Source organism: Nocardia sp. NPDC058499 (assembly GCF_042719915.1).
In the GTDB taxonomy this organism is placed as follows: Bacteria; Actinomycetota; Actinomycetes; order Mycobacteriales; family Mycobacteriaceae; genus Nocardia.
In genome coordinates this window covers 488,441-512,007 of sequence record NZ_JBHXMZ010000005.1, presented here as the reverse complement: position 1 = coordinate 512,007, position 23,567 = coordinate 488,441, and the positions used below count along the sequence as shown (strand labels likewise).

24 protein-coding genes are annotated in these 23,567 nt (G+C 68.0%); 13 read left to right on the top strand and 11 right to left on the bottom strand.

All coding sequences use genetic code 11. The features are described from left to right. Positions 1–142: 142 nt before the first annotated feature. Genes ACFWPH_RS18770 through ACFWPH_RS18755 form a run of 4 tightly spaced genes read left to right on the top strand, consistent with a single transcriptional unit; the run spans position 143 to position 2,322 of the window. The gene (locus ACFWPH_RS18770; protein WP_378752580.1) at positions 143–700 is read left to right on the top strand and encodes a hypothetical protein; all 558 of its coding nucleotides are present in this window, start codon (positions 143–145) and stop codon (positions 698–700) included. Beyond that, the gene (locus tag ACFWPH_RS18765) at positions 690–1,466 is read left to right on the top strand and encodes a hypothetical protein (protein WP_378752578.1); all 777 of its coding nucleotides are present in this window, start codon (positions 690–692) and stop codon (positions 1,464–1,466) included. The genes ACFWPH_RS18770 and ACFWPH_RS18765 overlap by 11 nt, the downstream gene beginning before the upstream one ends. After that, the gene (locus ACFWPH_RS18760) at positions 1,463–1,930 is read left to right on the top strand and encodes a roadblock/LC7 domain-containing protein (protein WP_378752576.1); all 468 of its coding nucleotides are present in this window, start codon (positions 1,463–1,465) and stop codon (positions 1,928–1,930) included. Before ACFWPH_RS18765 ends, ACFWPH_RS18760 begins: the two co-directional genes overlap by 4 nt. 20 nt (positions 1,931–1,950) lie before the next feature. After that, positions 1,951–2,322 (top strand): hypothetical protein, encoded by a 372-nt coding sequence (locus ACFWPH_RS18755; RefSeq protein WP_280418388.1) that lies wholly within the window; start codon positions 1,951–1,953, stop codon positions 2,320–2,322. A 45-nt stretch (positions 2,323–2,367) separates the two neighbouring features. Here the strand turns inward: ACFWPH_RS18755 and fadD11 are convergent, their stop codons facing one another. From fadD11 to ACFWPH_RS18720, 7 genes are read right to left on the bottom strand one after another with little or no spacing between them, the layout of a single operon-like run. Continuing rightward, positions 2,368–4,185 carry a fatty acid--CoA ligase FadD11 gene (fadD11, locus tag ACFWPH_RS18750; protein ID WP_378752574.1) on the bottom strand — a complete coding sequence of 606 codons (1,818 nt, stop codon included), beginning with the start codon at positions 4,183–4,185 and terminating at the stop codon, positions 2,368–2,370. A gap of 16 nt (positions 4,186–4,201) precedes the next feature. After that, on the bottom strand, positions 4,202–5,137 hold the full coding sequence (locus tag ACFWPH_RS18745) for an alpha/beta hydrolase (RefSeq protein WP_378752572.1): 936 nt from the start codon (positions 5,135–5,137) through the stop codon (positions 4,202–4,204). Then, positions 5,134–6,009 (bottom strand): short-chain dehydrogenase/reductase, encoded by an 876-nt coding sequence (locus ACFWPH_RS18740; RefSeq protein ID WP_378752570.1) that lies wholly within the window; start codon positions 6,007–6,009, stop codon positions 5,134–5,136. Before ACFWPH_RS18740 ends, ACFWPH_RS18745 begins: the two co-directional genes overlap by 4 nt. After that, positions 6,006–7,484: a flavin-containing monooxygenase gene (locus ACFWPH_RS18735; RefSeq protein WP_378752568.1), complete on the bottom strand. Its 1,479-nt coding sequence runs from the start codon at positions 7,482–7,484 to the stop codon at positions 6,006–6,008. The genes ACFWPH_RS18740 and ACFWPH_RS18735 overlap by 4 nt, the downstream gene beginning before the upstream one ends. Then, positions 7,481–7,990 carry an SRPBCC family protein gene (locus tag ACFWPH_RS18730; protein ID WP_378752566.1) on the bottom strand — a complete coding sequence of 170 codons (510 nt, stop codon included), beginning with the start codon at positions 7,988–7,990 and terminating at the stop codon, positions 7,481–7,483. Before ACFWPH_RS18730 ends, ACFWPH_RS18735 begins: the two co-directional genes overlap by 4 nt. A 21-nt stretch (positions 7,991–8,011) precedes the next feature. Further along, positions 8,012–9,043 (bottom strand): PDR/VanB family oxidoreductase, encoded by a 1,032-nt coding sequence (locus ACFWPH_RS18725; RefSeq protein WP_378752564.1) that lies wholly within the window; start codon positions 9,041–9,043, stop codon positions 8,012–8,014. Further along, complete coding sequence (locus tag ACFWPH_RS18720) at positions 9,040–9,921, bottom strand: metal-dependent hydrolase (protein WP_378752562.1); 882 nt, start codon at positions 9,919–9,921, stop codon at positions 9,040–9,042. Before ACFWPH_RS18720 ends, ACFWPH_RS18725 begins: the two co-directional genes overlap by 4 nt. Positions 9,922–10,020: 99 nt before the next feature. Between ACFWPH_RS18720 and ACFWPH_RS18715 the strand changes: the two genes are divergently transcribed. Continuing rightward, positions 10,021–10,644 carry a TetR/AcrR family transcriptional regulator gene (locus ACFWPH_RS18715; RefSeq protein ID WP_378752560.1) on the top strand — a complete coding sequence of 208 codons (624 nt, stop codon included), beginning with the start codon at positions 10,021–10,023 and terminating at the stop codon, positions 10,642–10,644. A 115-nt stretch (positions 10,645–10,759) separates the two neighbouring features. Here ACFWPH_RS18715 and ACFWPH_RS18710 read toward each other — a convergent pair whose 3' ends face one another. Continuing rightward, positions 10,760–11,374: a hypothetical protein gene (locus tag ACFWPH_RS18710; RefSeq protein ID WP_378752558.1), complete on the bottom strand. Its 615-nt coding sequence runs from the start codon at positions 11,372–11,374 to the stop codon at positions 10,760–10,762. A gap of 365 nt (positions 11,375–11,739) precedes the next feature. On the opposite strand from ACFWPH_RS18710, the gene ACFWPH_RS18705 reads away from it, so the two are divergent. Continuing rightward, the gene (locus tag ACFWPH_RS18705; RefSeq protein ID WP_378752556.1) at positions 11,740–13,134 is read left to right on the top strand and encodes a glucose-6-phosphate dehydrogenase; all 1,395 of its coding nucleotides are present in this window, start codon (positions 11,740–11,742) and stop codon (positions 13,132–13,134) included. 56 nt (positions 13,135–13,190) lie between these two features. Continuing rightward, positions 13,191–13,691, top strand: coding sequence for a gluconokinase (locus ACFWPH_RS18700; protein ID WP_378752688.1), 501 nt, complete (start codon positions 13,191–13,193; stop codon positions 13,689–13,691). Between the two features lie 22 nt (positions 13,692–13,713). On the opposite strand, the gene ACFWPH_RS18695 is transcribed toward ACFWPH_RS18700, so the two are convergent. Both ACFWPH_RS18695 and ACFWPH_RS18690 read right to left on the bottom strand, forming a co-directional pair. After that, positions 13,714–14,868, bottom strand: coding sequence for a lipase family protein (locus ACFWPH_RS18695; RefSeq protein ID WP_378752686.1), 1,155 nt, complete (start codon positions 14,866–14,868; stop codon positions 13,714–13,716). A gap of 511 nt (positions 14,869–15,379) precedes the next feature. Further along, the gene (locus ACFWPH_RS18690; RefSeq protein ID WP_378752554.1) at positions 15,380–16,870 is read right to left on the bottom strand and encodes a flavin-containing monooxygenase; all 1,491 of its coding nucleotides are present in this window, start codon (positions 16,868–16,870) and stop codon (positions 15,380–15,382) included. A 70-nt stretch (positions 16,871–16,940) separates the two neighbouring features. Between ACFWPH_RS18690 and ACFWPH_RS18685 the strand changes: the two genes are divergently transcribed. Both ACFWPH_RS18685 and ACFWPH_RS18680 read left to right on the top strand, forming a co-directional pair. Continuing rightward, positions 16,941–17,573 (top strand): TetR/AcrR family transcriptional regulator, encoded by a 633-nt coding sequence (locus ACFWPH_RS18685; protein ID WP_378752684.1) that lies wholly within the window; start codon positions 16,941–16,943, stop codon positions 17,571–17,573. Between the two features lie 64 nt (positions 17,574–17,637). After that, on the top strand, positions 17,638–18,801 hold the full coding sequence (locus ACFWPH_RS18680; protein WP_378752552.1) for an alpha/beta fold hydrolase: 1,164 nt from the start codon (positions 17,638–17,640) through the stop codon (positions 18,799–18,801). Here the strand turns inward: ACFWPH_RS18680 and ACFWPH_RS18675 are convergent. Beyond that, positions 18,764–19,360 (bottom strand): TetR family transcriptional regulator, encoded by a 597-nt coding sequence (locus tag ACFWPH_RS18675; protein WP_378752550.1) that lies wholly within the window; start codon positions 19,358–19,360, stop codon positions 18,764–18,766. The two genes, ACFWPH_RS18680 and ACFWPH_RS18675, sit on opposite strands and share 38 nt — an antisense overlap. Before the next feature lie 99 nt (positions 19,361–19,459). On the opposite strand from ACFWPH_RS18675, the gene ACFWPH_RS18670 reads away from it, so the two are divergent. The 4 genes from ACFWPH_RS18670 (at position 19,460) to ACFWPH_RS18655 (ending at position 23,536) form a co-directional block, all read left to right on the top strand. Beyond that, entirely contained in the window at positions 19,460–20,611 is a 1,152-nt protein-coding gene (locus ACFWPH_RS18670) for an FAD-dependent oxidoreductase (protein WP_378752548.1), read from the top strand. A gap of 24 nt (positions 20,612–20,635) precedes the next feature. Continuing rightward, the gene (locus tag ACFWPH_RS18665; protein ID WP_378752546.1) at positions 20,636–21,376 is read left to right on the top strand and encodes a hypothetical protein; all 741 of its coding nucleotides are present in this window, start codon (positions 20,636–20,638) and stop codon (positions 21,374–21,376) included. Between the two features lie 348 nt (positions 21,377–21,724). Then, positions 21,725–22,546, top strand: coding sequence for a DUF2382 domain-containing protein (locus ACFWPH_RS18660; protein WP_378752544.1), 822 nt, complete (start codon positions 21,725–21,727; stop codon positions 22,544–22,546). Between the two features lie 126 nt (positions 22,547–22,672). Continuing rightward, positions 22,673–23,536 carry an alpha/beta fold hydrolase gene (locus ACFWPH_RS18655; protein WP_378752542.1) on the top strand — a complete coding sequence of 288 codons (864 nt, stop codon included), beginning with the start codon at positions 22,673–22,675 and terminating at the stop codon, positions 23,534–23,536. The last annotated feature ends 31 nt before the right edge of the window (positions 23,537–23,567 follow it).

Here is a 23,567-nt window from a genome sequence, read left to right as displayed (position 1 = left end):
GCGCCGCGAACTGTTCTGTCCGCGTCCGCCCCCGTCTGCGAATGGCGCACTCGGGACGCATTACTGCGTTCGCACGACATAGTTCGCAAGGTCTGTGTAGTGTCTCAGCAATCTGAAACACGGATGAACAGATTGAGGCGCAGTGATCGGTATCGATGGATGTCTGGAACGGATCATGGACATCCCGGGGGCGCGCAGCGTGACCTTGGTCGACGGGGCGAGCGGGCTGGCAGTCGCCGGGGCCGGGCGCCATGAACTGGTCGACCAGCACGAGGACGCGGCCGCCACCACCGATATCGTGCGCGCCGTACTCGGTTGCCCGGCGCTCGCGACCGGCGCGGACGAGGACGACATCACCGAGATCATCGTGTGCGGCACCGGGGGATACCACCTGATCGACCTGGTCCGCGGTGATTTCGAGGGCCGACTGTTCGTGCACGCGCTGTTCGACGAGGATTCGGGCAACCTCGCCATGGCCCGATTCCGGTTACGCGGCATCCTCGCGGAACTGACCGGGGGCGGTGGGACGGAACCGGACCAGGGCGATCGTGAGGCGGCGGAACCGGACGGGGGCGTTCGGCCGGCGGCGGCGCCGACCGGGGTCGGGCATGAGGCGAAACCGGCCCAGGGCGGTCGCGAGGCGAAACCGGCCCAGGGCGGTCGCGAGGTGGAACCGGCCGAGGACGGTTATGGGAACTGAGCTCGCGGACGAGCTGCGGCGCCTGGAAGACGAGGGAAGCACCGGCGTGCTGCGCGCGGGCGACGGGGTTTTCCATCTCGCGGACGGTGCCATAGCCTCCGCCGAATGCCGCCGCACCACCGGCCTGGATCGGCTGGCCGCGGAAGCCGGGGTGGCCGGTGCCGACGAGTGGCAGCGCGCCGCCGCGGGCACCGCCGGGCCCGCGCTCGGCGGCCCGATGTTCGAGACCTTGGCGCTGCTCTCGGTTTTCGACGCCGCCTATTTTCTGCTGTCCGCCCCGGTCGTCGCCGAATTCCGGCCCGCGCCGCCGCATTGGCTGGCCCCGGTCTGCCGTATCCGGCCGCGGGTTCTGATCCGCGAATGCGCACGGCGCGGGGACCCGAATTCCGGGCCGTGGCCGGCGCGGCTGGCCGACCGGGTGCCCGTGGTCCCGGCCCGCCGGGTTCGCCGTAATCGTGTCGTACTCACCGGAGGCCAAGCCGAGGTGCTCGCCGCCGCCGATACCCACCGCAGTGTCACCGTTATCGCTCGCGACCTCGGGCGCACCGTGTACGGCTGCCTGGAGGCGGTGCGCGACCTCACCGCGGCGGGGTTGATCGAACCGCCGCAGGACCCGCGCGCGCAGACCGCGCCCCGGCACGCCGCCGAACCGGCCCTGCGCCGGCGGGTGCGGCAGGCGGTGCCGATTCCTGAGGACGGCGAGTGGGAGCCGGTGGATCAGCAACTGCTCCTGCGGCTGCGCACGGCACTGGAGGATCTCGCGTGACGGCGCGCAGGAAATTGCTCGGCGATCTGAGGGGGAGGTTGACGAAAGTGCCGATGCCCGAACCGGACCCGGCGGTACACGCGGAGCTCGCAGGGCTACGGGCCCGAGTGCCCGGACTGATCGGGGCGCTGGTGGCCTCCAGCGACGGCCTGCTGGTCACCCACGACCTACCCGGACATATCGAACCCACCGGAATGGCCGCGCTCGCCGCGGCACAACTGTCGCTATCGGACCGGCTGGCGGGTGTCGCGCACGGTGGCGGGTTCCAGGAGGTCGTGGTGGACGGGTCGCGCGGGCATATCGTCATCTACGCGGCGGGCTGGGCATCGCTCACCGTGCTCGCGGAACCGGACGTGAACATCGGCCGGTTGCATCTCGAATCCCGTCCGGTGGCGCGCAGTATCGCCGAACATCTTGCGGGCACCGCCCGCGAAACCGGCCGAACCGACGGAAGACCCGGATAACCGATCGAAAGGAAACACCTGTGTCCGATATGGACTTGGCGCTGAAGGACATGATGTCGATCGACGGCGCCGTCGGCGCGGCAGTCGTCGACTACAACAGCGGTATGGCGCTGGGGACACTCGGCAGTTCGAAAGCGCTCGACCTGAATGTCGCCGCCGCCGGTAACACCGAGGTGGTGCGCGCGAAACTGCGGACCATCGAACAGCTCGGCCTGCAGGAGGATATCGAGGACATCCTGATCACGCTGAGTTCCCAGTACCATCTCATCCGCCCGATGACCGGCCGGAAATCGAAAGGTTTGTTCCTCTACCTCGCGCTCGACCGCGGCCGCGCGAATCTGGCCATGGCCCGGCACAAGCTGCGCGGTATCGAAGAAGACCTCGAGGTGTGATCCGTTGCCGGGTCGCGGTGCGCCACCGCGACCCGGCAACCGGTTCTAGCGGTTCGCCGGTACCGCCGCGGGTTCGCGGACTTCAGCGGGTGGTTCGGTGCGGTAGAGATCGGCGATCCGGCCGGCGTATTTCTCGGCCACCACCGTGCGCTTCAGTTTCATGGTGGGCGTGATCTCGTCGCCGCCGGCTTCCCAGAAGACCGGCAGGACGCTGAAGCGTTTGATCTGTTCGACGCGGGCCAGCCGTGCGTTCCCGGCGGCGATACCCGCGGCGATCGCCGCCAGTACCGTGGGGTCGGCGGCGAGTGCGGCGGGCGAGGCATCGGTGAGACCGTGCTGTGCGGCGTAGGCGCCGGTGGTTTCGGCGTCGAGGACGACGAGCGCAGTGTTGTAGGGGCGGCCGTCACCGATCACCGCCATGGCGCCGATCAGCGGGGTGGCCGCCTTGACGGTGTTCTCGATATGCGTCGGCGACATGTTCTTACCGGACGCGTTGATGATGATGTCCTTCTTGCGGTCGACGACGGTGAAATAGCCGTCCGCATCGACGGTCACGATATCGCCGGTGGCCAGCCAACCGCCGGCATCGATCGCCTCCGCGGTTTTCTCCGGCAGTCCGCGGTATCCCTTCATCACCAGCGGCCCGCGCACTTGGAGCTCACCGTCGGGCGCGGTCCGGGCTTCCATACCGGGCAGCAGCGTCCCGACCGTACCGAGCCGGACATCGCGGGGGTGACTGACCGTGCAAATACACGACAGTTCCGACATTCCCCAGATTTCGGTGATCGGCACCCCGAGGCCGGCGAAGAAACCCAATGTCCCCGGCGGGATCGGCGCGGCGCCCGACATCGCCCAGCGCATCCGGTCGAAGCCGAGTGCCGCCCGCAACCCCCGCAGGACCAGTTCATCGGCGCGCTGCCAGTCGGCGGCCAGGTCGGCGGGGAGTTCGCGGCCCGACAGGGCGTATTCGCCGCGGGTGGCGGCCACCGATAGTGCCCACTGCAGGGCGGCGCGTCGTTCGGCGTCGGGCTCGGCGGCGACCCCGAGTTCCACCGCGGCCCGGACCTTCTCCCACACCCGGGGCACCGCACCCCAGATGGTCGGGTGCAGATCGGCCAGTGCGGCCGCGATCCCGGACGGGTCGGTGACACAGGTCACCTGGACGCCGAGCACCTCCTGCGCGTAGAGCGCGGTGAGCCGATCGGCGATATGCGCCGAAGGCATATACGAGGTGATGGTGTCGCCGAATTCGATACCGAGCACCTCGGCGACCCCGTAGACCTGGAACAGGAGGTTGGCGTGGGTGGTTTCCACACCCTTCGGGGCGCCGGTGGTGCCGGAGGTGTAGATCAGGGTCGCCACATCGCCGGGTCGCACCGCGCGCCAGGCCGCGTCGAAATCGAAATCCGCTGCCCCCGCGGCGCGCAACCCGCTCACCGGCAGAGTGCCGGCGGGGACGTCGTCGAGGCAGATCAGATGCTCGAGCGTGATCCCACAATCGCGTAACCGCGGCACATACTGTGGTTCGCAGATCACCACGCGGGCTCCGGCATTGCCGAGAACGTACCCGAGCTGATCGGGCGGCAGGGTGTTGTACACCGAGAACGAGGTCGCGCCCAGATGCTGGGCGGCCACCTCGAGCGGGTAGAAGTCCGGCCGGTTACCCATCATCAACGCGACCGTGTCCCCACGGCGCACGCCGAGCGCGGCGAGCCCGGCGGCGAATTCGCGGACCTGTTGCGCGTATTCACGCCAGCTGACTGTGTGGGTGTCACCGGGTGTGCGGAGTGCGACGGCGGCCGGGTCCACGGCGGCGATATGCTGGAACGCGGCGGGCAGGGTGTCGAAACGAACTGTGCTCACGGGGGAGTCTTTCGGATCAGACCGCGGCTGCGGTGGTATCGAGAACGGCGGCGGCGAAACGGCCCGCGGACCGGTAGGCGAGCCGCGATTCCGGAATGAGAACGGGCAGCACCTGGAAGGCATGGATCTGGTCGGGCCACACCTGCAGTTCGCAGACTGCGCCGGTGGCGGTCCACCGCTGGGCGAGGACGACGGCGTCGCCGCCGAAGAATTCGGTATCGCCGGCGTGGATGAGCGCCGGTGGCAGCGGTGTACCGTGGGCGGGCAGCAACTCGTAGGGGTCGGGGGTGAAATGGGTGACCGCGCGGCGCGACAGGCCGGCCGACAGCAGGCCACACGCCTGCGCCCCCTCGTAACCGGTGGCCACCCCGAGGCTCAGATCCGCCATCGGCGAGAACAACACCACTCCGCAGGGTGCGGGCAGACCGGTGCGTGCCCGGGTGAGGACGAAATCGGCGGCCAGGAACCCACCCGCGGAGTCTCCCGCCACCAGGATCCGGCCGGGGGCGTAACCGCGGCCGGTGAGCCACCGGAACGCGTGGTCGATATCCTGCGGCGCCGCCGGATACGGGTGTTCGGGCGCGAGACGGTAGTCCAGGGTGAGAACCGGCAGCCGGGTCGCGGTGGACAGTCGCGAGGCCACCCCGCGATACCCGGCGGCGGATCCGGCGACGAATCCGCCGCCGTGCACGTACAGCACGACGGCGTCGGAGCGGCAGGCCCGTGGACCGCGCACCCATTCCCCGGCGACCCCACCGTCGCGAATCTGTTCGACCGTGGTGCCGGACAACGCCGGTGCGACCGTCCGCAACGCCTGATCGATCAGCGTGCGGGCGAGCGGGAGCGTGCAGGCGTTCACCGGCGCGGCCGCCGCCAGCCGGCGCGCGGTGAGCGCCGACACCTGCCGGACGGTGCGGGCCTGCCACGAACCCCGCACCGGCAGTGCGGTCATCGCCTCTTCTCGATCGCGCGCACGATATCGTGCACCGACGAATCGGCGGCCAGCCGGCCGTCGAGAACGGTATTGATCACCCCGCGCAGCAGCGCGTAGGGCTGCCATCCGCTGGGCGCGATGGTGCGCGGCGCGCGCCGGGAGATCCCGTCGGCGATGGTGCGCGCGGCCTGCGCGGCGGTGATCCGCACGCTCAGCGGCCACGGCAGCAGATCGTTGATCCGGCGGCCGAGATCGTCGGCGTCGAGCACGGCATGGGTCATCGGTGTCTCGACGAGACCGAAATAGGCGATCCCCGCGGTGGCGCCGGAGGCGGCCAGTTCGACCCGCAACGCCCGGCCGAGCTGTTCGACCGCGGCCTTGCTGATCATGTACGGCGAACCACCCATCCCCGGTGCGAACGCCGCACACGACGACACCACCACCACATGCCCGCCGCTGCGGACGATCTCGTCGAGCGCCGGATGCACGGTATTGAACACCCCGGTGAGGTTGATGTTCAGCACCCGGTCGAAATCGCCGGGTTCCATGGTGCGCAGTGTCGCCGGTACCGGGGTGACCCCGGCGTTGGCGACGACGATATCGAGCCGGCCGAACCGGTCGGTCACCTCGCCGATCACCTGTTCCATCCGGTCCCGGTCGGTGACATCGGCGCCGATACCGCAGGCCCGCGATCCCAGCTCGTCGGCGGCGCGCCGCGCGGCGGCCGCATCGATATCGACCGCCGCGATCACGGCACCACGCCGGTGCAGAATACCCACGAGTTCGCGGCCGATACCCTGCCCGGCGCCGGTGACCAGCACGACTTTGTCCCGGATATCGAATACCGGCCCGGTGAGCCGGTCCAGCGGGGCGGGTAGCGGCGGCTTCATGTACTCACCTCGTAGGATTCGGCATCGAAACGTTTTGTGCGGCGGCGGTATTCGAAACTCCAGCTCGGGTACAGACCGGCATTGCGGCCGTCGGGCGTGGTGTAGTACGTCTGGCAGCCCCCGGTCAGCCACACCGTATCCGCGCTGCGCCGTTCCATTTCCCCGACGAAGGCGTCCTGGGTTTCCCGGCGCACCTCCACCCGGCGGGCGCCGCGTTCCCGCAGGGTGCTCAGCGCGTCGACGATATAGGCGATCTGCGCTTCCAGCATGAAAATGGCGGACTGGTTGCCGGCCGCGCCGAACGGGCCCAGGGTGCAGAAGAAGTTCGGGAATCCGGCCATCGCGGTGCCCAGGTAGGTCTGCGGTTCCTCGTAATAGAGCTCGGCGATGGAGCGGCCGTCGCGTCCGGTGATCCGCTCGAATGCGGTCGGGATGGGGGTGAATCCCGTGCCGTAGATGATCGTGTCGACCTCGATCTCGTCGCCGTCACGAGTGACGATCGATCGTGGCCGCACCTCCGCGATCCCCTCGGTGATCACCTCGACGTTGCCCTTGTCCAGTGCCGGCAGGTAGGCGTCGGAGAAGATCGCCCGCTTACAGCCGATGACGTAATCGGGGGTGGCCTTGCGGCGCAGCCGCGGATCCCGGATCTGGCGCAGCAACTGGAGGCGGCCGAGTACCTCGAAGGGGTGCCGGAACCGGTTGTCGACGAAGCCGACCAGGCCGAAACTTTCGATCAGACCGTACCAGGTACCGCGAACGGCCTTCTGCGCCAGCGGGAGACGGCGCAGAAGACGCCGTTCCAACCCCAGGGTGGGACGATCCATCCGGGGCACGATCCACGGCGCCGACCGCTGAAACACCGTCAGCGCGGCCACCCGCGGCTGGATCTCCGGAATGAACTGCACCGCGGACGCCCCGGTGCCGATCACCGCGACCCGCTCACCGGCCAGATCGTGGTCGTGATCCCAGTGCAGGGAATGGAACGCGGTACCGGTGAAGCTGTCGCGGCCCGGCAGATCCGGGTACTTCGCTTCCGCGAAGATACCGGCGGCAGACAGGAAGTAGTCCGCCGTGAGCGAACCGCGGGAGGTGTCGATCCGCCAGACGGCGTTCGCCTCGTCCCAGTGCGCGCCGGTCAGTTCGGTGTTCAACCGGATAGCGCGCACCACATCGTGCTCGGTGGCGACGCGGCGCAGGTAGTCGAGGATCTCCGGCTGCCGCCCGTAGGTTCGCGACCAGTCCGGATTCGGGGCGAAGGAGTAGCTGTACAGCTGGGACGGGACATCGCAGGCACAACCCGGATAGGTGTTGGCCTGCCAGGTGCCACCCAGATCGGCGGCGCGTTCCAGCAGCACCACATCGTCGAAACCGGCTTGCCGCAGTGCGATGGCCAGCCCGATACCGCCGAAACCGGCCCCGAGCACGACGATGCTGTGATGTTCGGATACCGCGCCGGGCTCCGCCGCGCTCATCGTCGCGCCCCCACCGCGTCGCGCCGGACCCGGCCGGTGATGCCTTCGGCGATGGATTTGGTGACCAGGCGGTTCACCGGGCTCGCCGCGGCCAGTACGGGCCGCAGCAGCGGAGTGCCTTCGAGGGCGAAAGTCCAGACCAGCCGGGTCGCGGTGCCCAGTGACAGGAGGGTGAGGTCCTCGGCGAAACGGTGCAGGCCCGGTACGGACGCGGAATCGACGGTGAAGGTCATCCGGGTGTTCTCCTCCCAGCGGTAGAAACGCTCGTCGAGGCGGAGTGCGCCACCGAGGGTCACCTGCCGGGTGGTGCCGGCGCCGAACGGGCGCGGCGAGGTCCAGCGGGCGGATGTCACCACCGGCGACCACGACACCAGGGCGTCGTCGGCGGTCAGGGTTTCCCAGACCTGCGCCCGCGAGGCCGGGATATCGACGATATGGGTGTAGCGCCGGTCGGTGGTGTTCAGGAAGGTGTCATCCGCCGGTTCGAGCGGGAAACTGGGAGACATTGTGCTGGTGGGCCTTTCGCTTCAGAGGTCGAGAACCAACGGCCCGCCCGCGGACCGGGAGACACACGGAAGCATGTGGCCGGGGCGTTCGGCGTCGGTGAGGGTGCGGTCGCGATGGTCGATATCGCCCGCGACGACCCTGGTCTTGCAGGTTCCGCAGAACCCTTGGCGGCAGGAGAACACGGCGCCGGGATGTATCCGGCGGATCGCGTCGAGCGCGGATTCCGCGGCACCCACCCGCACCTGCTTACCGGAGGCGGCGAGGGTCAGGTCGAATTCCCGGCCGTCGACGATCGGTGGCGCCGAGAATCGTTCGGTATGCAGCGAGCCGGTCGGGTTCAGTGTGAAGAAGCTGCGCTGCGCGGCTTCGAGAACCGGCGGCGGGCCGCAGACGTACACCGCGGCCCCCGGGGGCGCGTCCGCCAGGATCGCCGGGATATCGGGGATGCCGAATTCGTCGTCGGGCCGGATATCGGTGCCGGTCGGGAGCTCGCCGAGGAACGGCATAGTGTCGCGGGATCGGCCCAGATACACCAGCCGCCCGCGGTCGCCCGCTGCCCGCACCATGGGCAAGATCGGGGTGATACCGATACCGGCGGCGACGAACAGGTAGGCGGGCGCGGTCTCCACGAAGGTGAACGCATTACGTGGACCGCGTATCCGCAGTACATCACCGGGCGCGAGCGTATGCACCTCCGTCGACCCGCCGTCACCGCCGGACAGCCGGCGCACGGCAATGCGATAACGCGAGAGATCCCGCGGGTCACCGCACAGGGAGTACTGGCGCTGCCGCCCGGAAGGCAGGAATACATCCAGATGGGAACCGGGACGCCAGGCGGGTAGCCGCTGCCCGTCCGGACGTCGCAGGGTCAGCGAAACCACGTCCGATGCCTCGGCGTGGACCGCTTCCACCGTGACATCCATATCGAAACCGCTGCGCCGCACCGGGTTCGACGGGGAGAGCGCCGGTGTGGTGAACACCTTCTTGTAGAGGTCCATGACAACGCCCAGCACCTGCAGGCTGCGCGACGGCGCCGGTTCGGTGGTGTTCATCGGCGGGCCGCGGGGGAGTGCGCCAGATAGCGCAGGGCGTTGTCCATCGAACCCAGCTGTGAAGGATGGAACCCCGGCCGCAGATAGCGCGGCATCTCGGTGAAGAACGTGGTGAAACTGGGAATCACACCGCGCACCGTCGCGCTGAGGAACTGCTGTCCCCAGAAACGTCCCTTCGCCGGGCTCGGATCCTTGCGGTAGAGGTAGGCGGTGGACACCACGAACAACGGCAGCAGCAACCCACTGGCGAGCAGACCGGTGCGGACCCGGCGCGCATAGCCGCCGTCGAGGTGCATATAGGCGTCGAATACCACGCTGCGGTGCTCGACTTCCTCGGCGCCGTGCCAGCGCACCAGGTCCAGCATGGTCGGGTCCATGCCGAGTTCCTCGAGCACCTTCGATTCGAGTAGCCATTCACCGATCACCGCCGTGAAATGTTCCATCCCGGCGAACAGGCCCATCCGTTCCTTGAGCCACTCCTGTTCGGCGCGGCCGGTGAGCCCGTGGTCGCCGAGTACCCGGTCGACCAGCCAGGCGACCTTGGTGACATAGGATTCGACATCCAGCCCGATCGACTGCAGATGGTGACGTGCGCCCTCGTGGCTGCCCGCGTGCATCGATTCCTGGCCGATGAACCCGGTGACCTCCTCGCGGAGTCGTTCGTCGTCGATATGTGGCAGTGCCTCGGCCAGGCAGGTCGCCATGGCGCGTTCGCCCTCGGGGAGCACCAGGTGCATCACATTGGTGACATGGGTCGCCAGCACTTCCCCGGGGATGTAGTGCATCGGGACGCCGGAGAAGTCGAAGTGCACATCCCGCGCGTGGATCGCGTGGGCTTCCTCGCGATAGGTGCGCGGCGGTGCGCTGTCATCAGCCATGTCCTGAACCGTACAATGCAACATATTGTCTTGCAATGTGGTCGCAACAAAATCTTCTGGATTGTTGCCGATCGGGTGCGCACTGCTAGCGTGTCCGGCGTGCCCGCTACCGCCCCCACCTCGAAAGACCCCCTTCCGGACGATCTCGAAGAACGTATCCTCGACGCCGCGCGACGACAGTTCGAACGACTCGGCGTGAAGAAGACAACGATCGGAGATATCGCCCGGGAGGCGGCTGTCGACCGCGGGACGGTCTACCGGCGCATCGGGTCACGCGACGAACTGGTCCGTGCGGTCACCACGCGCGAGGTCCGCGCGCTGCTCGACGAACTACACGGGATCCCCGCGCGGCACACGACGGTCGACGCCGTCGTGGCCGACCTCTTCGTCACCGTGATCGACCGGTGGCGCGGCCACCCCATGGTCAACCGGGTACTCGCGGTCGAACCCGGCCGGCTGCTACCCCAGCTCACCACCGAGGGTGGTGCATTCTTCGCCATGGCGATCACCACCGCCACCACCGTGGTGGGTGATGCGCTGCGCCGGTTGCGGCTACCGTATATCCCCGATCTCGCGACCCGAATCGAGATCGCCGCCCGGATTGTGCACTCGTTGATTCTGCAGCCGATCGGTGCGGTCGATCTCGAATCCCGGGACCGGCTCACGCAATTCGCCCACCGGCATATCGTGCCGCTGATCACCGGCGGGTATCCCGCCCACTGAAGGTCCCGGGCCGGTACCTCGCACGACACCGGAACAAGAGTGTGCGCCGGCCGAATCCGGCCGGCGCACACCCCGATGCTGCGATACCGGCCGCGTATGGTGCGGCCGGTATGATTCAGCGGCTTGCGTAGACGACGAGAAGGTCGCGCATGGCGCGGATTTCGCGATTCGCCTCACTCAATGCGGTACGCAAACGGAGATTCTCGTCGAGAAGATCGTCGAGATCGCCCGTGGCCTCCGCGGTCCGGTCGGCGGTGCGGATATGCACGAGTTCGGCGACGGACGCCGTTGCGGATTCCGTCAGCGATTCGGCCTGGGCGCCGGTGTCGCCGGTGGCCTCGGCCGCCGGAACCGCAGCGCTCTCGGTCACCGGAATCTCGGACTGTTCGGCGGGTGCTTCGGGCACCGTATTCTGTTCGGCCTCCGGTACTTCGGGCTCCGATTCCGGCTCCGCAGTCACGGCGGCCGGCGCCGATTTCCGGGTGGCGGTCCGGCGGCGGCGTTTCTTCGGTGCTGCCGGAGCGGCCGGTGCGGCCTCTTCCTGGGTGGGCTCGGCTTCGGGGAGCCCTGCCGCCTTGAGCCAATTCGCGAGTGTGTTCGCCGCGGGCTGCCCACCTTCACGTTCGGAAACCGAAGTGCACGCGGCATTGACCGTTTTGCCCTGGGCGATAAGTTTTTTCACCCGATTGACGAGTTTGGTCTGTTCCCTTTTCGAGTAGCGCACTGCCATCCTCTACCTCCTGCACTCCGAGCGCTTGCTGCGAGAATTGAACCATTGTGCAGTCGTTCTCGTTCGGCCGGGGGCAATGGATTTCCACAGAAGGGTGTGCTGTCATTCGGCCGGCCCCCGCCGAGGACCTTTTCCGGCAATGATTTACGAAGGCAATCCGGCCACCGGCGACGCGCTGCGGATCGGCCGGGGCCGATGAATTTCCCGGCGGCGACGAGATGCCATTCGGTCCGGCAGCGATCGGGATCCGGGCGCACCACGTCTCGTCTTGGCAACAGACGTTCACGCGATCCCGCCGCGGCTGTTAGTTTGGGGCTGCTTTCCGTCGATTTCCGGCACCACGAGCGTGCAGAGGAGGCAGGTGGATGCACAGCCCGGAACGCACGATGATCACCCGGCTGGTGGTGTTCGGCGGAACCGGTGATCTCGCCGGGCGTTATCTCCTGCCCGGGTTGGCCGCACTGCGCGCCGCGGGCTATGTGGACGACGATTTCGAACTGGTCTGCGTGGACCTGAAGGATTGGGACGATTCGCGCTTCGAGACCTGGGCGCTGGACCAGCTCGATCGGCACGCGGCCGGGATACCGATCGAGGCGCGCCGGGCGCTCGTCGGCGCCGCCCGGTACCGGCGTTCCGATATCGGCAATGCCGTCGAGGTGGCCGAACTGGTCACCGGCGAGGGGCCCGTCGCGGTGTATCTCGCGCTGGCACCGAACCTATTTCCGGTGGCGATCCGCACCCTGCATGCCGCGAGGATGCCGGCCGGTAGCCGGATCGTGCTGGAGAAACCGTTCGGCGAAGACCTCGCCACGGCGCAGAACCTGAACCGTCTGCTCGCGGATCTGGTCCCCGAACGGGCGGTGTTCCGGGTGGACCATTTCCTGGCCATGACCACCGTGCAGAATCTGCTCGGCAGCCGGCTGGCGAACCGGGTGCTCGAATCGATCTGGAACAGCGCGCATATCGCCAGGATCGAGATCGTCTGGGACGAGACCCTCACCCTCGAGGACCGGGCCGGCTATTACGACCGGGTGGGAGCGCTCAAGGATATGGTGCAGAACCATCTGCTGCAGTTGATGTGCCTGGTGGCCATGGAACCACCGATCTCGTTGTCCGAGCGTGATCTGCGCGACCGCAAGGTGGATGTGCTGCGCACGGTGCGGCCACTCGCGGAAGCCGATATACCGTACCGGACCCGCCGCGGCCGCTACCGCGCGGGCACGATCGGCACCCGGGAGGTCCCGTCCTATGTCGACGAGCAGGGCGTGGACCCGCAGCGGGATACGGAAACCTTCGCCGAAATCGAACTGAGCCTGGACAACTGGCGTTGGTCGGGCACCAGCTTCGTTCTGCGCAGCGGTAAGGCATTGGCCGAGGATCGCAAGGAAGTCGCGGTCCACTTCCGGCCCGTCCCCTCGATGCCGTTCGGCCGCGACGGCGCCACCCGGCCGAATGTGCTGCGGTTCGGGCTCGACCCGGAATGCCTGACGCTGGCTCTCACCGCCGCCGGTACCAGCGCGGACACCCTGGAACCGTTGACCATGACGGCGCAGATGGAGCCGCCGGAGCTTCCCGCCTACGGAACCCTGCTGCTGAACGTCCTGGCCGGCGATCCCGCCTTGTCGATCCGTGCCGACGAGGCGGAGGAGGCGTGGCGGGTGGTGGCCCCGGTGCTCGCGGGCTGGGCGCGCGATCTCGCGCCACTGGAGAATTATTCTGCGGGGTCACGCGGCCCCGGCGATATCGACCGGGGTGGATGAAGCCGGTGGACGTTGCGGGGGCTTCGCCGCATTCGCCGCTGCCGTGTGTCGTCGTGATGGGCGTTTCGGGCAGCGGGAAGAGTTCGACGGCTCGGTTGCTCGCCCTGCGCCTCGACGTCCCGTTCGCCGACGCCGACGATATGCACCCACACGCCAATATCGCCAAGATGCGGTCCGGCCGCCCGCTGGACGATACCGACCGCGAGCCGTGGCTGGCGGAGGTCGGTCGCTGGTTACGCGATCGGGCGGCGGACGGAACCGGGGGAGTGGTCGCCTGCTCGGCGCTGAAGCGGCGTTACCGCGACAGCCTGCGAGCCGCCGCGCCGCGAATATTCTTCCTGCTGCTGACCGCGGACCGCGGCGAACTGCTGGAGCGGTTAGCGCAGCGAGGCGAGCACTTCATGCCCGCCTCGCTGCTCGACTCCCAGCTCGCCGCACTGGAACCGCTGGCACCGGACGAGCCCGGTACGGTCCTGCACGGCACCCGCAGCCCCGGCCAGGCCGTCGATCTGGCGATCTCGAGCCTCGACGAGGTCATCGCGAGTGATCAGGGCTGATCCGAGCGCTCGGTCAGCGCGATCAGCAGCCCATCGGAACATCCTCACCGCGGAACCGGGCCTCCACGAATTTCCAGGCATCGGCGAATCCCGCGACCGCGGCCGTCATATGCTCGGCGATATCGTAGGTGGTCAGTTTGACCGGTGCCCCCGCCTTGCAGGCGCGGTCGGCATATTCGGCCACCCCGTCGTACGGGGTCAGCGTGTCGAAACGGCCGTGCCACAGGTAGGTGGGCATCGCCGGTACACCGTCGAAATAACGCAGGCTGTTCTCGTGCAGCACCTCGCGCGCCTCGGGACTGTCCATCAGGCTCTTCGACGCCGCCATCTGCTCCGCACTGCGGAACGCACCGTGGAACAGCAGGAATCGGCGGCAGGCGTCATGGGTGAACTCACGGAACCACAGGCCGTTCTCGTTGAGCTGATCCGATATCGGCAGCCGGTGCGGGTATTCGCGTTCCAGCCCCATGGCCGCGGCGAACGCCAGCCCGAACCCGGGATGCGGGGCGAAACCGAGGCCCAGCGCCATCTGCTCCAAATCCGCCGGGATCCCACCGGCCACGGCCGCGTCGATCTTCAGCTCCGGGGCGTAGGACGGCTGCAGCGCCGCGGCCCAGCCGGTGGCGAGGCCGCCGCCGGAATAGCCCGCGATGGCGACCGGGGCATCCGCCAGGCCGAGCTCGGCGACCTGCTGAACGGCGCGGATACTGTCGAGGGTGATCATGCCGCTGAGCCGGCCCGCGGCGTAGGCAACGGTCGGCCCGAGGTAGTCGGGTACGGAGATGGCCCAGCCGCGGCCGATCGGGAGCATCGCCCCGACCGCGTCCTGCAGTTCGCCGTTGAACAGCGACCGCGACGGATTGCACCGGGTGCCGAGCGAATTGATCAGCGCCTGATAGGAGACCAGCGGCGGATTGTCGACACCGACCGGCATGAGTACGGTGGTGACACCCAGGATGGGCTGGTTACGGGAATTGGTGGACCGGAAGGCGATCTGATGGCCCTTGGTCCCCAGGTAGAGGCCGGTATCGATGGTGCGGGTCCGGACCACATCACCGGGCTGGAGATCGCCCAGGTTATCGGGTTCGGCGTAGAAGGGGTCCGGATCGGGCTGGGGATACAGCGGTTCGGCTTTCGCCTCGACGCCGAACAGCGCGACCGAGACGAGGGTCAGCAGCAGGATCAGGATTCGGGTGGAAACTCTGAACACGATCTTCTTTCGGACAGCAGGAAACGACCCGGCGACGGGCCGGGCACTCGTGATGCCGTTCGGCCCGTCGCCGAGGGATAGGCGAGGTATGCGGGCGACTGCCGTCGCCGCGAAACTGCCGCCGCGGCGGCCCGGAGGCAGCGAGCGCGGTGATCGCTCGAACGAACTGTCTCCGTTGGCTTGTGGCCGTGGCCCCAGTTCCGCGCGTGGCGGCTTACTTTACGACGCGCACCGATCGTAGCGGTCGGCTCCGGCCGCGTATACGCCCGATTCTGCGTGAGGTCACAAGGAAGTGGCGGGACCTTCTCCATCGGTCCCAAGATCATCGGTGCGCGCCGGTGCCCCCTGCGACAGGCACGGCCCAGGGGCGCGCCGCGCCTGCTTCCCGGTGAAATCGCCGGTGCGGCCGGGCGAGGCCTGATCTACGTGGATTCGCACGACCACCGTGCACCCGGAGGCGCCGATCCGGGTGGGCCGATCAGGTGGTGGCGCCGTAGGCGTAGTCGTCGAGCGGGAACCGTACCGCTTCGCGGTGGGCGTTGACGGTACTGGTAGGACGCAGTAGCGCGGCTTCGCCGTGCTGATTGAAATAGTAGCTGCGGGCGGTGGCGCAGTCGCCGCCGTAGAACACCGAGGAATCGAGTTTCCCGGTCACCCGTTCCAGGAATTCGGTGTTGGCGCGTTCGGTGACCTCGAAGGTCGTTTCGCCGCGGCGCCGCAACTCGCCGAAGAGCCGGCCCATATGCTTCATCTGCGCTTCGATGGTCGTGAAATACGATAATCCGCTGTAGGAGTACGGGCTGTTCAGGCTCAGGAAGTTCGGGAATTTCGGCACCGTGATTCCCTCGTAGGCCTGGAAGCGGTTCTCGCGCCAGAATTTTCCGAGGTCCACCCCGTCGCGGCCGACGATCTCGAAGGCCGGGAAGTTGGCGTCCCACAGGTTGAATCCGGTGGCCAGGACCAGGGTATCGATGGGGGTCCGGCCCCCGTCGGCGGTGACGATACCGTCCGCCTCCACCCGTTCGATCGGGTTCGTTTCCAACCGGACGTGCGGTTTGTTGAACGTGGCGAAGTAGTGGTTGGAGAACGTCGGCCGCTTACACCCGAAATCGTAGTGGGGTGTCAGTTGCTCGCGGAGCCGTTCGTCGCGGACCTGAGCGCGCAGATGTGCCTTGGCCAGCAGTGCCGCGGCCTTGTTCAGCGGCCGGGCCTGTTTGTAATGCAGCACGCCGACCACCATCAAGGCCTCCAGCATGGTCGTATTGACCATCCGGGCCGCCTTCTGCGTCGCGGGTATCCGGGCGAAGAGCCGCTGCACCGCGTCCGGAATAGCCGTATCGATCTTGGGCACCACCCAGATCGGGGTGCGCTGGAAAACGGTGAGTTCACGGGCGCGGGCGGCGATCTCGGGCACCAGCTGCACACTCGTGGCGCCGGTGCCGATGATCGCGACCCGCCGATCGCCGAGATCATAGGATTCGTCCCAGGCGGTGGTGTGGATGATCTTGCCGGCAAAGGTGTCGATCCCCGGGAAGGGCGGCGTGTAGGGCTGGGAGAGGAAACCGGTCGCGGTCAGCAGATAGCGGGCGGTGAGCGTTTCCCCACCGGCCACGGTGGCCACCCAGTGCTGCTCTGCGGCGTCCCAGTGGGCGCTCTCGACCGTGGTGTCGAAGCGCATCCGTTCCCGGAGCCGGTACTTGTCCGCGACGTGGTCGGCGTACTTCTTCAGTTCGGCACCGGGGGCGAACAGGCGCGACCAGAACGGGTTGGGTTCGAAGGAGTACGAGTAGGTCACCGAGGCGATATCGACGGCGAGACCGGGGTAGTGGTTGACGAACCAGGTACCGCCCAGATCGGCTTCCCGTTCGAGTATCACGAAATTGCCGAGGCCGAGACGGTCGAGCTCGATACCCGCCCCCATACCACCGAATCCCGCACCGATCACGACGGCGTCGTACCGAGGTGCCACGTCGAACCTCCCAGCGAACTGAATCACACGTCACGGAATGACACCTCATTCCGTTTGTGATGACCGTATCATCGGGAGCGTGACGAAGCCACAGACGCGGGCCGAACGCCGTAAGGCCGAACTACGGCGCGAGATCATCGATACCGCTTTCGTCTGCTTCGCGGAGAAGGGCTACCACGCCACCGGTATCGCCGATATCGCCGCCGACCTCGGTATCGGGCACGGCACCTTCTACCGGTACTTCAGCAACAAACGCGACATCATCGACCACGTGATCGACGATCTGTCCGCGCGTATCGTCGAGGCGCTCGGTACCGACAACGCCCCGGACGCGGCGAGCACGCTGGACGAATACCGGGACCAGATCGAACGGATCGGGGACGCGCTCACCCGCATCCTGCTCGCCGATCGCCGGGTGGCGCAGTTGCTGCTGTTCCACGCGCCCGGTATCGACGACGAGCTGACCCGGCGCCTGTACGGCCTGCTCGACACCGCCGACGCGCTCACGGCCGGATATCTCGATCACGGGGTCGAGCTCGGCTATCTACGTGCCGATCTGGACACCCGAAATACTGCCCGCGCGGTCACCGGCATGCTGCTGGCCGGGGTCGTCCACGGTCTGCGTGACCCGGACGAACAGGCCATCGCGGAGTTGAACGAGGCCATCCGCCGGTTGCTGATCGAGGGGGTCGCCAAGGGGTGACCGGCGCCGCTACGGCCGATCGGCGCACCGGTCGCGGACCCGATGGACGCATACAGTGGAGTCCATGTCGCCGATGGACGAATGGCATCCGTCCACCGTCGCGGACTGGAGCGATGAACGCCGCCGGGCCCGGTTGCGCGAAACGCGCCCGAGTTACCGGTGGAAGGCATTGTCGCGCACCAGACAGGCGTTGCTGCGGGTTGCCGTACTACTGACGATCGCCCTGGTCGCCTTCGCGCAGTACTGGGAGCACGATGTGGCGCCGGAGCGGCAGCGCCTGGCCCGCACCGAACCCGCGCTGCTGCCGGTCGCCGGACCGGCCGAACCGGCTCTGCGGGATACCGCGGTCATCGATTTCGTCGGGCTGGGCGGTCTGAACGCCAGCGATACGGCCGCCGCACTGCCCGCGCTGCGCGAGATGGGTTCGGTGTGGGCGATCCGCTACGACAATCGCGGTATCGATACCGAGGTGATCGCCGAACTGGTCATTCGCGCCGCCGTCATGTCGGGGGTGCGCAATATCGTGCTGGCGGGGCACAGTATGGGCGGAGTGATCGCGCTGGAGGTCGCGCGGCATATCCACACCGGCAGCGACCGGCGGCTGCTGGCGGTACTGCTGGATTGCACACCCCTGGACCTCGATGCCGTACGCCCCGAAAGCCGGGGTCTCGGTGAGGATATGGTCCGGTGGATGGGCTGGCTGCCCGGCGCGCGGGAAAGTCGCGGCCTGCGGATCGCGGTGGAGACCTATGCCCGGCGCGAACGGTTTCTCGACTTCACAGGCGTCCCGGGAATCCGGTTCGACCAGTTGGGTGCCGCGGTCGAACAGGTGTTGCGGGACAAGATCTTCAACGCCGATGCCGCCAGCAACGGGCTCATCGAATCCCAGTTCCTGGCCATTGTCGCCGGCGGCGCCACCGACGACCTCCGGCACCTGTCCGGTGCGGCGCGCGGTAAACCGCGCCCGGCCATCGTCTTCCTCCGGCCCCACAACGCCACCCGCGACCGCGTGGTCGACGTCGCCCGCACCCATCAGGTGCTGATCGACCAGGTCGGTGGGGTGAACGGCAATCTGCTGGTGGTGAAGCCGCGTGGCACGGGGCACGCCGATCCGCGGCAGCATCCGGCCGAATACAACAAGGTGATCGGCCAGCAGGTGCTGCCCTTCGTGGAGCGGTACCGGGCGGAGATCACCGCTGCGAGTTCGGCAGCGCCGCCACCGCGGTGACGTCCGATTTCGCGGTGCCGGTGAGGTAGCGCTGAACTGTCGGGCCCAGCCAGGCGATCACCTCGTCCCGGGGCATGGTGACCAGCGGCGGAAAGCGCAGAACGAACCGGCACAGGGCCATACCGAGGATCTGGGTGGCGGCCAGGCCGGCGCGGATCGGGGCCTCGTGCGGGTCGTTGCCGGCTGCCGTGATCACGGGTCCGAGCTGGCCGGCGAAGATCGCGCGCATCCGTTCGGCGACGGCCTCGTTGGTGACACCTGCCCGCAGCAGGATGAGCAGGGCCTCGTCGCGTTCCCAGCGCTCCAGGAAGTGGGCGACGAGTGCGGTACCCATGTGTTCGCGTGCGACGGCCGACAGATCCGGTAGTTCCAGATCGAATTCGGCGGCCGCGGCGAAGAGCCGCTCCTTGTTGCCGAAGTAGCGCATGACCATGGCCGGGTCGATCGAGGCGTCCGCGGCGATCGCACGGATGGTCGCGCGTTCGTAGCCGTCGGCGGCGAAACGCTCACGCGCCGCCGCGAGGATCAACTCTTTCGTTTCCGCTGCCGATCTCTTCATGTCAACAAGTGTAGGCCAACAAATGTTGACATAGCTTTCCGGGTCGCTCTATCGTTGATGCCAACAGTTGTTGACTTCACGGAAGCGCAGGTGGGAGACATGTCCACACCCGAAATCGACGTGATCGTCGTGGGCGCCGGGCCGGTCGGCCTCACCGCCGCGATCGTCCTCACCCAGCACGGGCACCGCGTTCGGATGGTCGACGATCAGGCCGCCGGCGCGAACACCTCCCGCGCCGCCGTCGTGCATTCGCGCACCCTCGAACTCCTCGAGCCCTACGGCGTCGTCCCGGCACTGGCCGGTCGCGGAATACCGATCCCGCGCTTCACCATCCGCGACCGGGACCGGGCGCTGGTATCGGTGCCGTTCGCCGGACTGCCCACCGCCTACCCCTACACGCTGATGATCTCGCAGGCCGATACGGAGAAATTCCTGCTGGCACGGGCGACCGAACTGGGCGTTGTCGTGGACCGCCCGGCCACGGTGAGGGCCATCGCCCAGGACGACGACTCGGTCACCGCGACGCTGTCCACCGGCGCACCGGTATCCGCCAGGTATCTGATCGGCGCGGACGGGATGCACAGCACGGTACGCGAGCAGGCGGGGATCGGATTCACCGGCGGCAGTTACGCGGAATCGTTCGTCCTGGCCGATATCCGGTCGACCGGAGGTATCCCACGCGACGAGGTGATCCTCTACTTCTCCCCGGCGGGCCTGGTAGTGGTGGCACCGCTGCCCGGCGATATGTACCGGGTCGTCGCCGTCGCCGTCGCCGACGACGCACCGCACGATCCGGATACCGGTTTCGTGCAGCGGCTGCTGGACGACCGTGGCCCGCGCGCCGTTCCGGCGGCGGTCACAGAGGTGGTGTGGGGGTCGCGCTTCCGCGTCCACCACCGCCTCGCCGACAGCTATCGGCGCGGCCGGATCCTGCTTGCCGGTGACGCCGCCCATGTCCACTCGCCCGCCGGCGGACAGGGAATGAACCTCGGTATCGAAGACGCCGTCACCACCGGCCGGGTCCTGTCCCGGGTCCTGCAGGGCGAGACCGCGACACTGCTCGACGAGCATGCCGCCGCGCGGCGCACCACCGCCCGCTCGGTGATGTCGACTGCCGGGCGGCTCACCGATGCCGCCACCATGCCGGCCACTGCGCGGCCGTTACGCAATATCGGGCTACGCATCGCCGGTGCCGCCCCGACCGTCCGGCGCCGGCTCGCCTACCGGCTGTCCGGGCTCGACCGCCGCTGAACCGAACCACTCGAGGAGTCCACCATGCGCGTCGTCAACCAACAGCACGCGAGCAAAGCCCGTCTCGCCGCCCCCACCGGCAATGGGTTCCTGCTGCTCGCCGCCGAGATCGGTGACTGGGCCGGGGCCCTACCGCGGCCTTCGGCGGCGCGCCGCCGGACCCTGGCACGGATCGGGCGGCCGGTCGAGCGGCTGGCCGCCCGGCACGATGTGCTCGAGGTGACGGCCTTCCGCGCCGCGCTGCGCCCTCCGGGGGAGGGCGCGGAGATCCTTCACGGCGCCGGTATGACTCCCGCACGTTTCGACGTCGTCGTACTCGTCAGGTCGGAATCGGTGGCCGATCTCGCCGCCATTCGCGCCGATCCGGCCTGGCTCGAGCTTTCCGGCCTGCTGGGAGACGCGGCCCGCCGTACCCATCTCGTCGCGGCGAGCGGTCCCGCCCGGATCGCCGATGTCGACCACGGCCCCGACCACTGGTTTCTGTTCAACTACTTCTACGGCGACGATCCCCGGACGGTGCACGATATCTGGGAGTGCACCGCCGGCTGGTTCCAGCGGAAGACGGCCTTGCCGAATTCGGCGCCCATGCGCCCGCTGCCGGGTGAGCCCGCCGACTATACGCTGATCAACCACGCCTCCTGGCCGGCGCTGCGCACCTTTCTTCCCGGGCTGCTCCTGCGGCCCACATTCCGTTCCTTCGTCCTCGCGAATTTCGCGGCGAACGGTATCGCCGCTCAGCCGATCATCTACCGGCGACTGCCCTGATCCGGAACCGGTGCTCGCCGGGCGCGGTAGCCGGCGATAACGCCGCCCGCACGGGCCGGGATTCCGAAAATTTTCCGGCGGCCCTGTTTGCCCGGAAATAACCCGGGTAGTTGCCGGGGATGTAGCCGATCGGCACTCCGCACTGAGTGCCCGCCGGTTACCCGAGAAGAGCCGAAGCCGCGCCCGATGCGGAACCGAACACCGGGAGCGGCGAGCACGCCGAATCGCGGCGGCGACCGGCACCCGGGTCCGGGGACAGCCACCCCCGAAGCGCCCGGATCCGGGAACGGTCCGCGTGACGCGACTCGGTTCGCCGATCACGTATCGGACGAGAAGCTAGGAGGAGCCATGGCTCAACAGGTGGAAGAACTGATCGGAGACGCCGTCTACGACCTGGACGGCGACAAGATCGGCAAGGTGAAGCGGGTCTACGTCGACAATTCTTCCGGCGCCCCGACCTGGGCGTCGGTGAGCACCGGACTGTTCAAGGACGATTCACTGGTCCCGCTGGCCGGAGCCCAGCTGCGACAGGACACCAGAGAACTGCAGGTCCGGGTGCACAAGGAAGCGGTGAAATCCGCGCCGCATCTGGAACACGACGGCCTGATCAGCCGCGAATCGGAGGACGAACTGTTCGTCCACTACGGAATCGACCCCGGCCACCCCGGCTGGGACGACTACGGGCGCCACGCCGAACGACCCGGCGGCGAGACCACCGGTACAGGTACAGCGGCCGGTATGGGCACCGCCGCAGGTATGGGCACCGCTGCAGGGATGGGCGGGACCACCGCGTCGCCCGCGGATCGGGAGTCCATGGTGCGCTCGGAGGAACAGCTCGACGTCGGCACCGAACAGCAGGAGTCCGGCCGGGCGCGGATGCGTAAATACGTGGTCACCGAGGAACAATCGGTCACCGTGCCCACCAGCCACGAGGAGGTGCACGTCGAGCGGGAACCCATCACCGATCCCAGTTCGGTGAACGCGGACCTGGGCGACGAAGAACGCGAGGTCACACTGCACGAAGAGCGGGTGACCGTGAACAAGGAATCCGTCCCCGTCGAACGAGTCCGGCTCGCGGTCGACGAGGTCGAGGACGAACAGACCGTCTCCGATACCGTCCGCAAGGAACGGATCGAGACCGAAGGGACCGACCCCGACGACCGTCGCTGAGTGCTGCACTCCAAGGGATCCCGGGTGACAGGCCCGGGATCCCTTCTCGTCTCTTGCGGCACCGATGACTTTCGGGTGGACCTGTCGTCGATATCTCCGGATGAACCGGCAGACAGGAGTTCAGGAATGACAGGACCGTCTCGATCGGGCATGACCTCGGTGCGGGCAAACGGTGTCGAACTCGGCGTCGAGAGCTTCGGCCGTGCCGGGGATCCGCTGGTCCTGCTGGCCGGTGGCACAACAATGTTGTCCTGGCCCGACGCACTGTGCGAGCGGCTCGCCATGGAGGGACGGCGCGTGGTCCGGTACGACCTGCGCGACTCCGGCGCATCGACAACCCTCGACCCGGAGAACCCGGCATACGACCTGCGGGATCTCGTCGCCGACGCGGTTGCTCTGGTCGAGGTGCTCGGCGCCGGGACCGCCCACCTCGGTGGGGCCGGCGTCGGCGGGATGGTCGCTCAGGTCGCAGCGCTGGACCACCCGGACATATTCTCCGCGCTGACCCTCGTCGGCACCCGGCCGGTGGCGCCGGGCCCGGTCGACAAGGACCTGCCCGACCACGACCACGCGGTCATGGGCGCGATATTCGCCCGCCCACGGCCGGACTGGACCGACCGGGACGCTGTCGCGGCGTTCGCCGCCGAGGGCGCCGAGCCGATGGGCAACGATCCGCAGCAGGCACGGGCGACGGCGACCCGGATCTGGGACCGGACACCGTCGGGCGATCCCGCGGTGCACCAGGCGAACCAGCTCGGGATGGTGTTCTCGCGGATCGACTGCACCCCGCGCTGGCGGGAGCGGCTCGGGCAGCTCGATATGCCTGCGCTCGTGGTGCACGGCCGCGCCGACCCGTTCTTCCCGCTCGGCAACGGCGAAGTCCTCGCCGCCGAGATCCCCGGGGCGCGGCTACTCGTCCTCGACGACATGGGCACCGCCCTGCGCCACGCTTCGGCCGACCGGATAGCGGCCGAAATGCTCGCCCTGTAACCACACCCGGACCCCGAGACATCTCGCGCCT

Coding starts and splice junctions, on each gene's coding strand:
- ACFWPH_RS18765 (WP_378752578.1), top strand. CDS start 690: ATGGGAACTGAGCTCGCGGACGAGCTGCGGCGCCTGGAAGACGAGGGA.
- ACFWPH_RS18745 (WP_378752572.1), bottom strand. CDS start 5,137: ATGACCGCACTGCCGGTGCGGGGTTCGTGGCAGGCCCGCACCGTCCGG.
- ACFWPH_RS18740 (WP_378752570.1), bottom strand. CDS start 6,009: ATGAAGCCGCCGCTACCCGCCCCGCTGGACCGGCTCACCGGGCCGGTA.
- ACFWPH_RS18735 (WP_378752568.1), bottom strand. CDS start 7,484: ATGAGCGCGGCGGAGCCCGGCGCGGTATCCGAACATCACAGCATCGTC.
- ACFWPH_RS18730 (WP_378752566.1), bottom strand. CDS start 7,990: ATGTCTCCCAGTTTCCCGCTCGAACCGGCGGATGACACCTTCCTGAAC.
- ACFWPH_RS18725 (WP_378752564.1), bottom strand. CDS start 9,043: ATGAACACCACCGAACCGGCGCCGTCGCGCAGCCTGCAGGTGCTGGGC.
- ACFWPH_RS18720 (WP_378752562.1), bottom strand. CDS start 9,921: ATGGCTGATGACAGCGCACCGCCGCGCACCTATCGCGAGGAAGCCCAC.
- ACFWPH_RS18710 (WP_378752558.1), bottom strand. CDS start 11,374: ATGGCAGTGCGCTACTCGAAAAGGGAACAGACCAAACTCGTCAATCGG.
- ACFWPH_RS18705 (WP_378752556.1), top strand. CDS start 11,740: ATGCACAGCCCGGAACGCACGATGATCACCCGGCTGGTGGTGTTCGGC.
- ACFWPH_RS18700 (WP_378752688.1), top strand. CDS start 13,191: ATGGGCGTTTCGGGCAGCGGGAAGAGTTCGACGGCTCGGTTGCTCGCC.
- ACFWPH_RS18680 (WP_378752552.1), top strand. CDS start 17,638: ATGTCGCCGATGGACGAATGGCATCCGTCCACCGTCGCGGACTGGAGC.
- ACFWPH_RS18675 (WP_378752550.1), bottom strand. CDS start 19,360: ATGAAGAGATCGGCAGCGGAAACGAAAGAGTTGATCCTCGCGGCGGCG.
- ACFWPH_RS18670 (WP_378752548.1), top strand. CDS start 19,460: ATGTCCACACCCGAAATCGACGTGATCGTCGTGGGCGCCGGGCCGGTC.
- ACFWPH_RS18665 (WP_378752546.1), top strand. CDS start 20,636: ATGCGCGTCGTCAACCAACAGCACGCGAGCAAAGCCCGTCTCGCCGCC.
- ACFWPH_RS18660 (WP_378752544.1), top strand. CDS start 21,725: ATGGCTCAACAGGTGGAAGAACTGATCGGAGACGCCGTCTACGACCTG.
- ACFWPH_RS18655 (WP_378752542.1), top strand. CDS start 22,673: ATGACAGGACCGTCTCGATCGGGCATGACCTCGGTGCGGGCAAACGGT.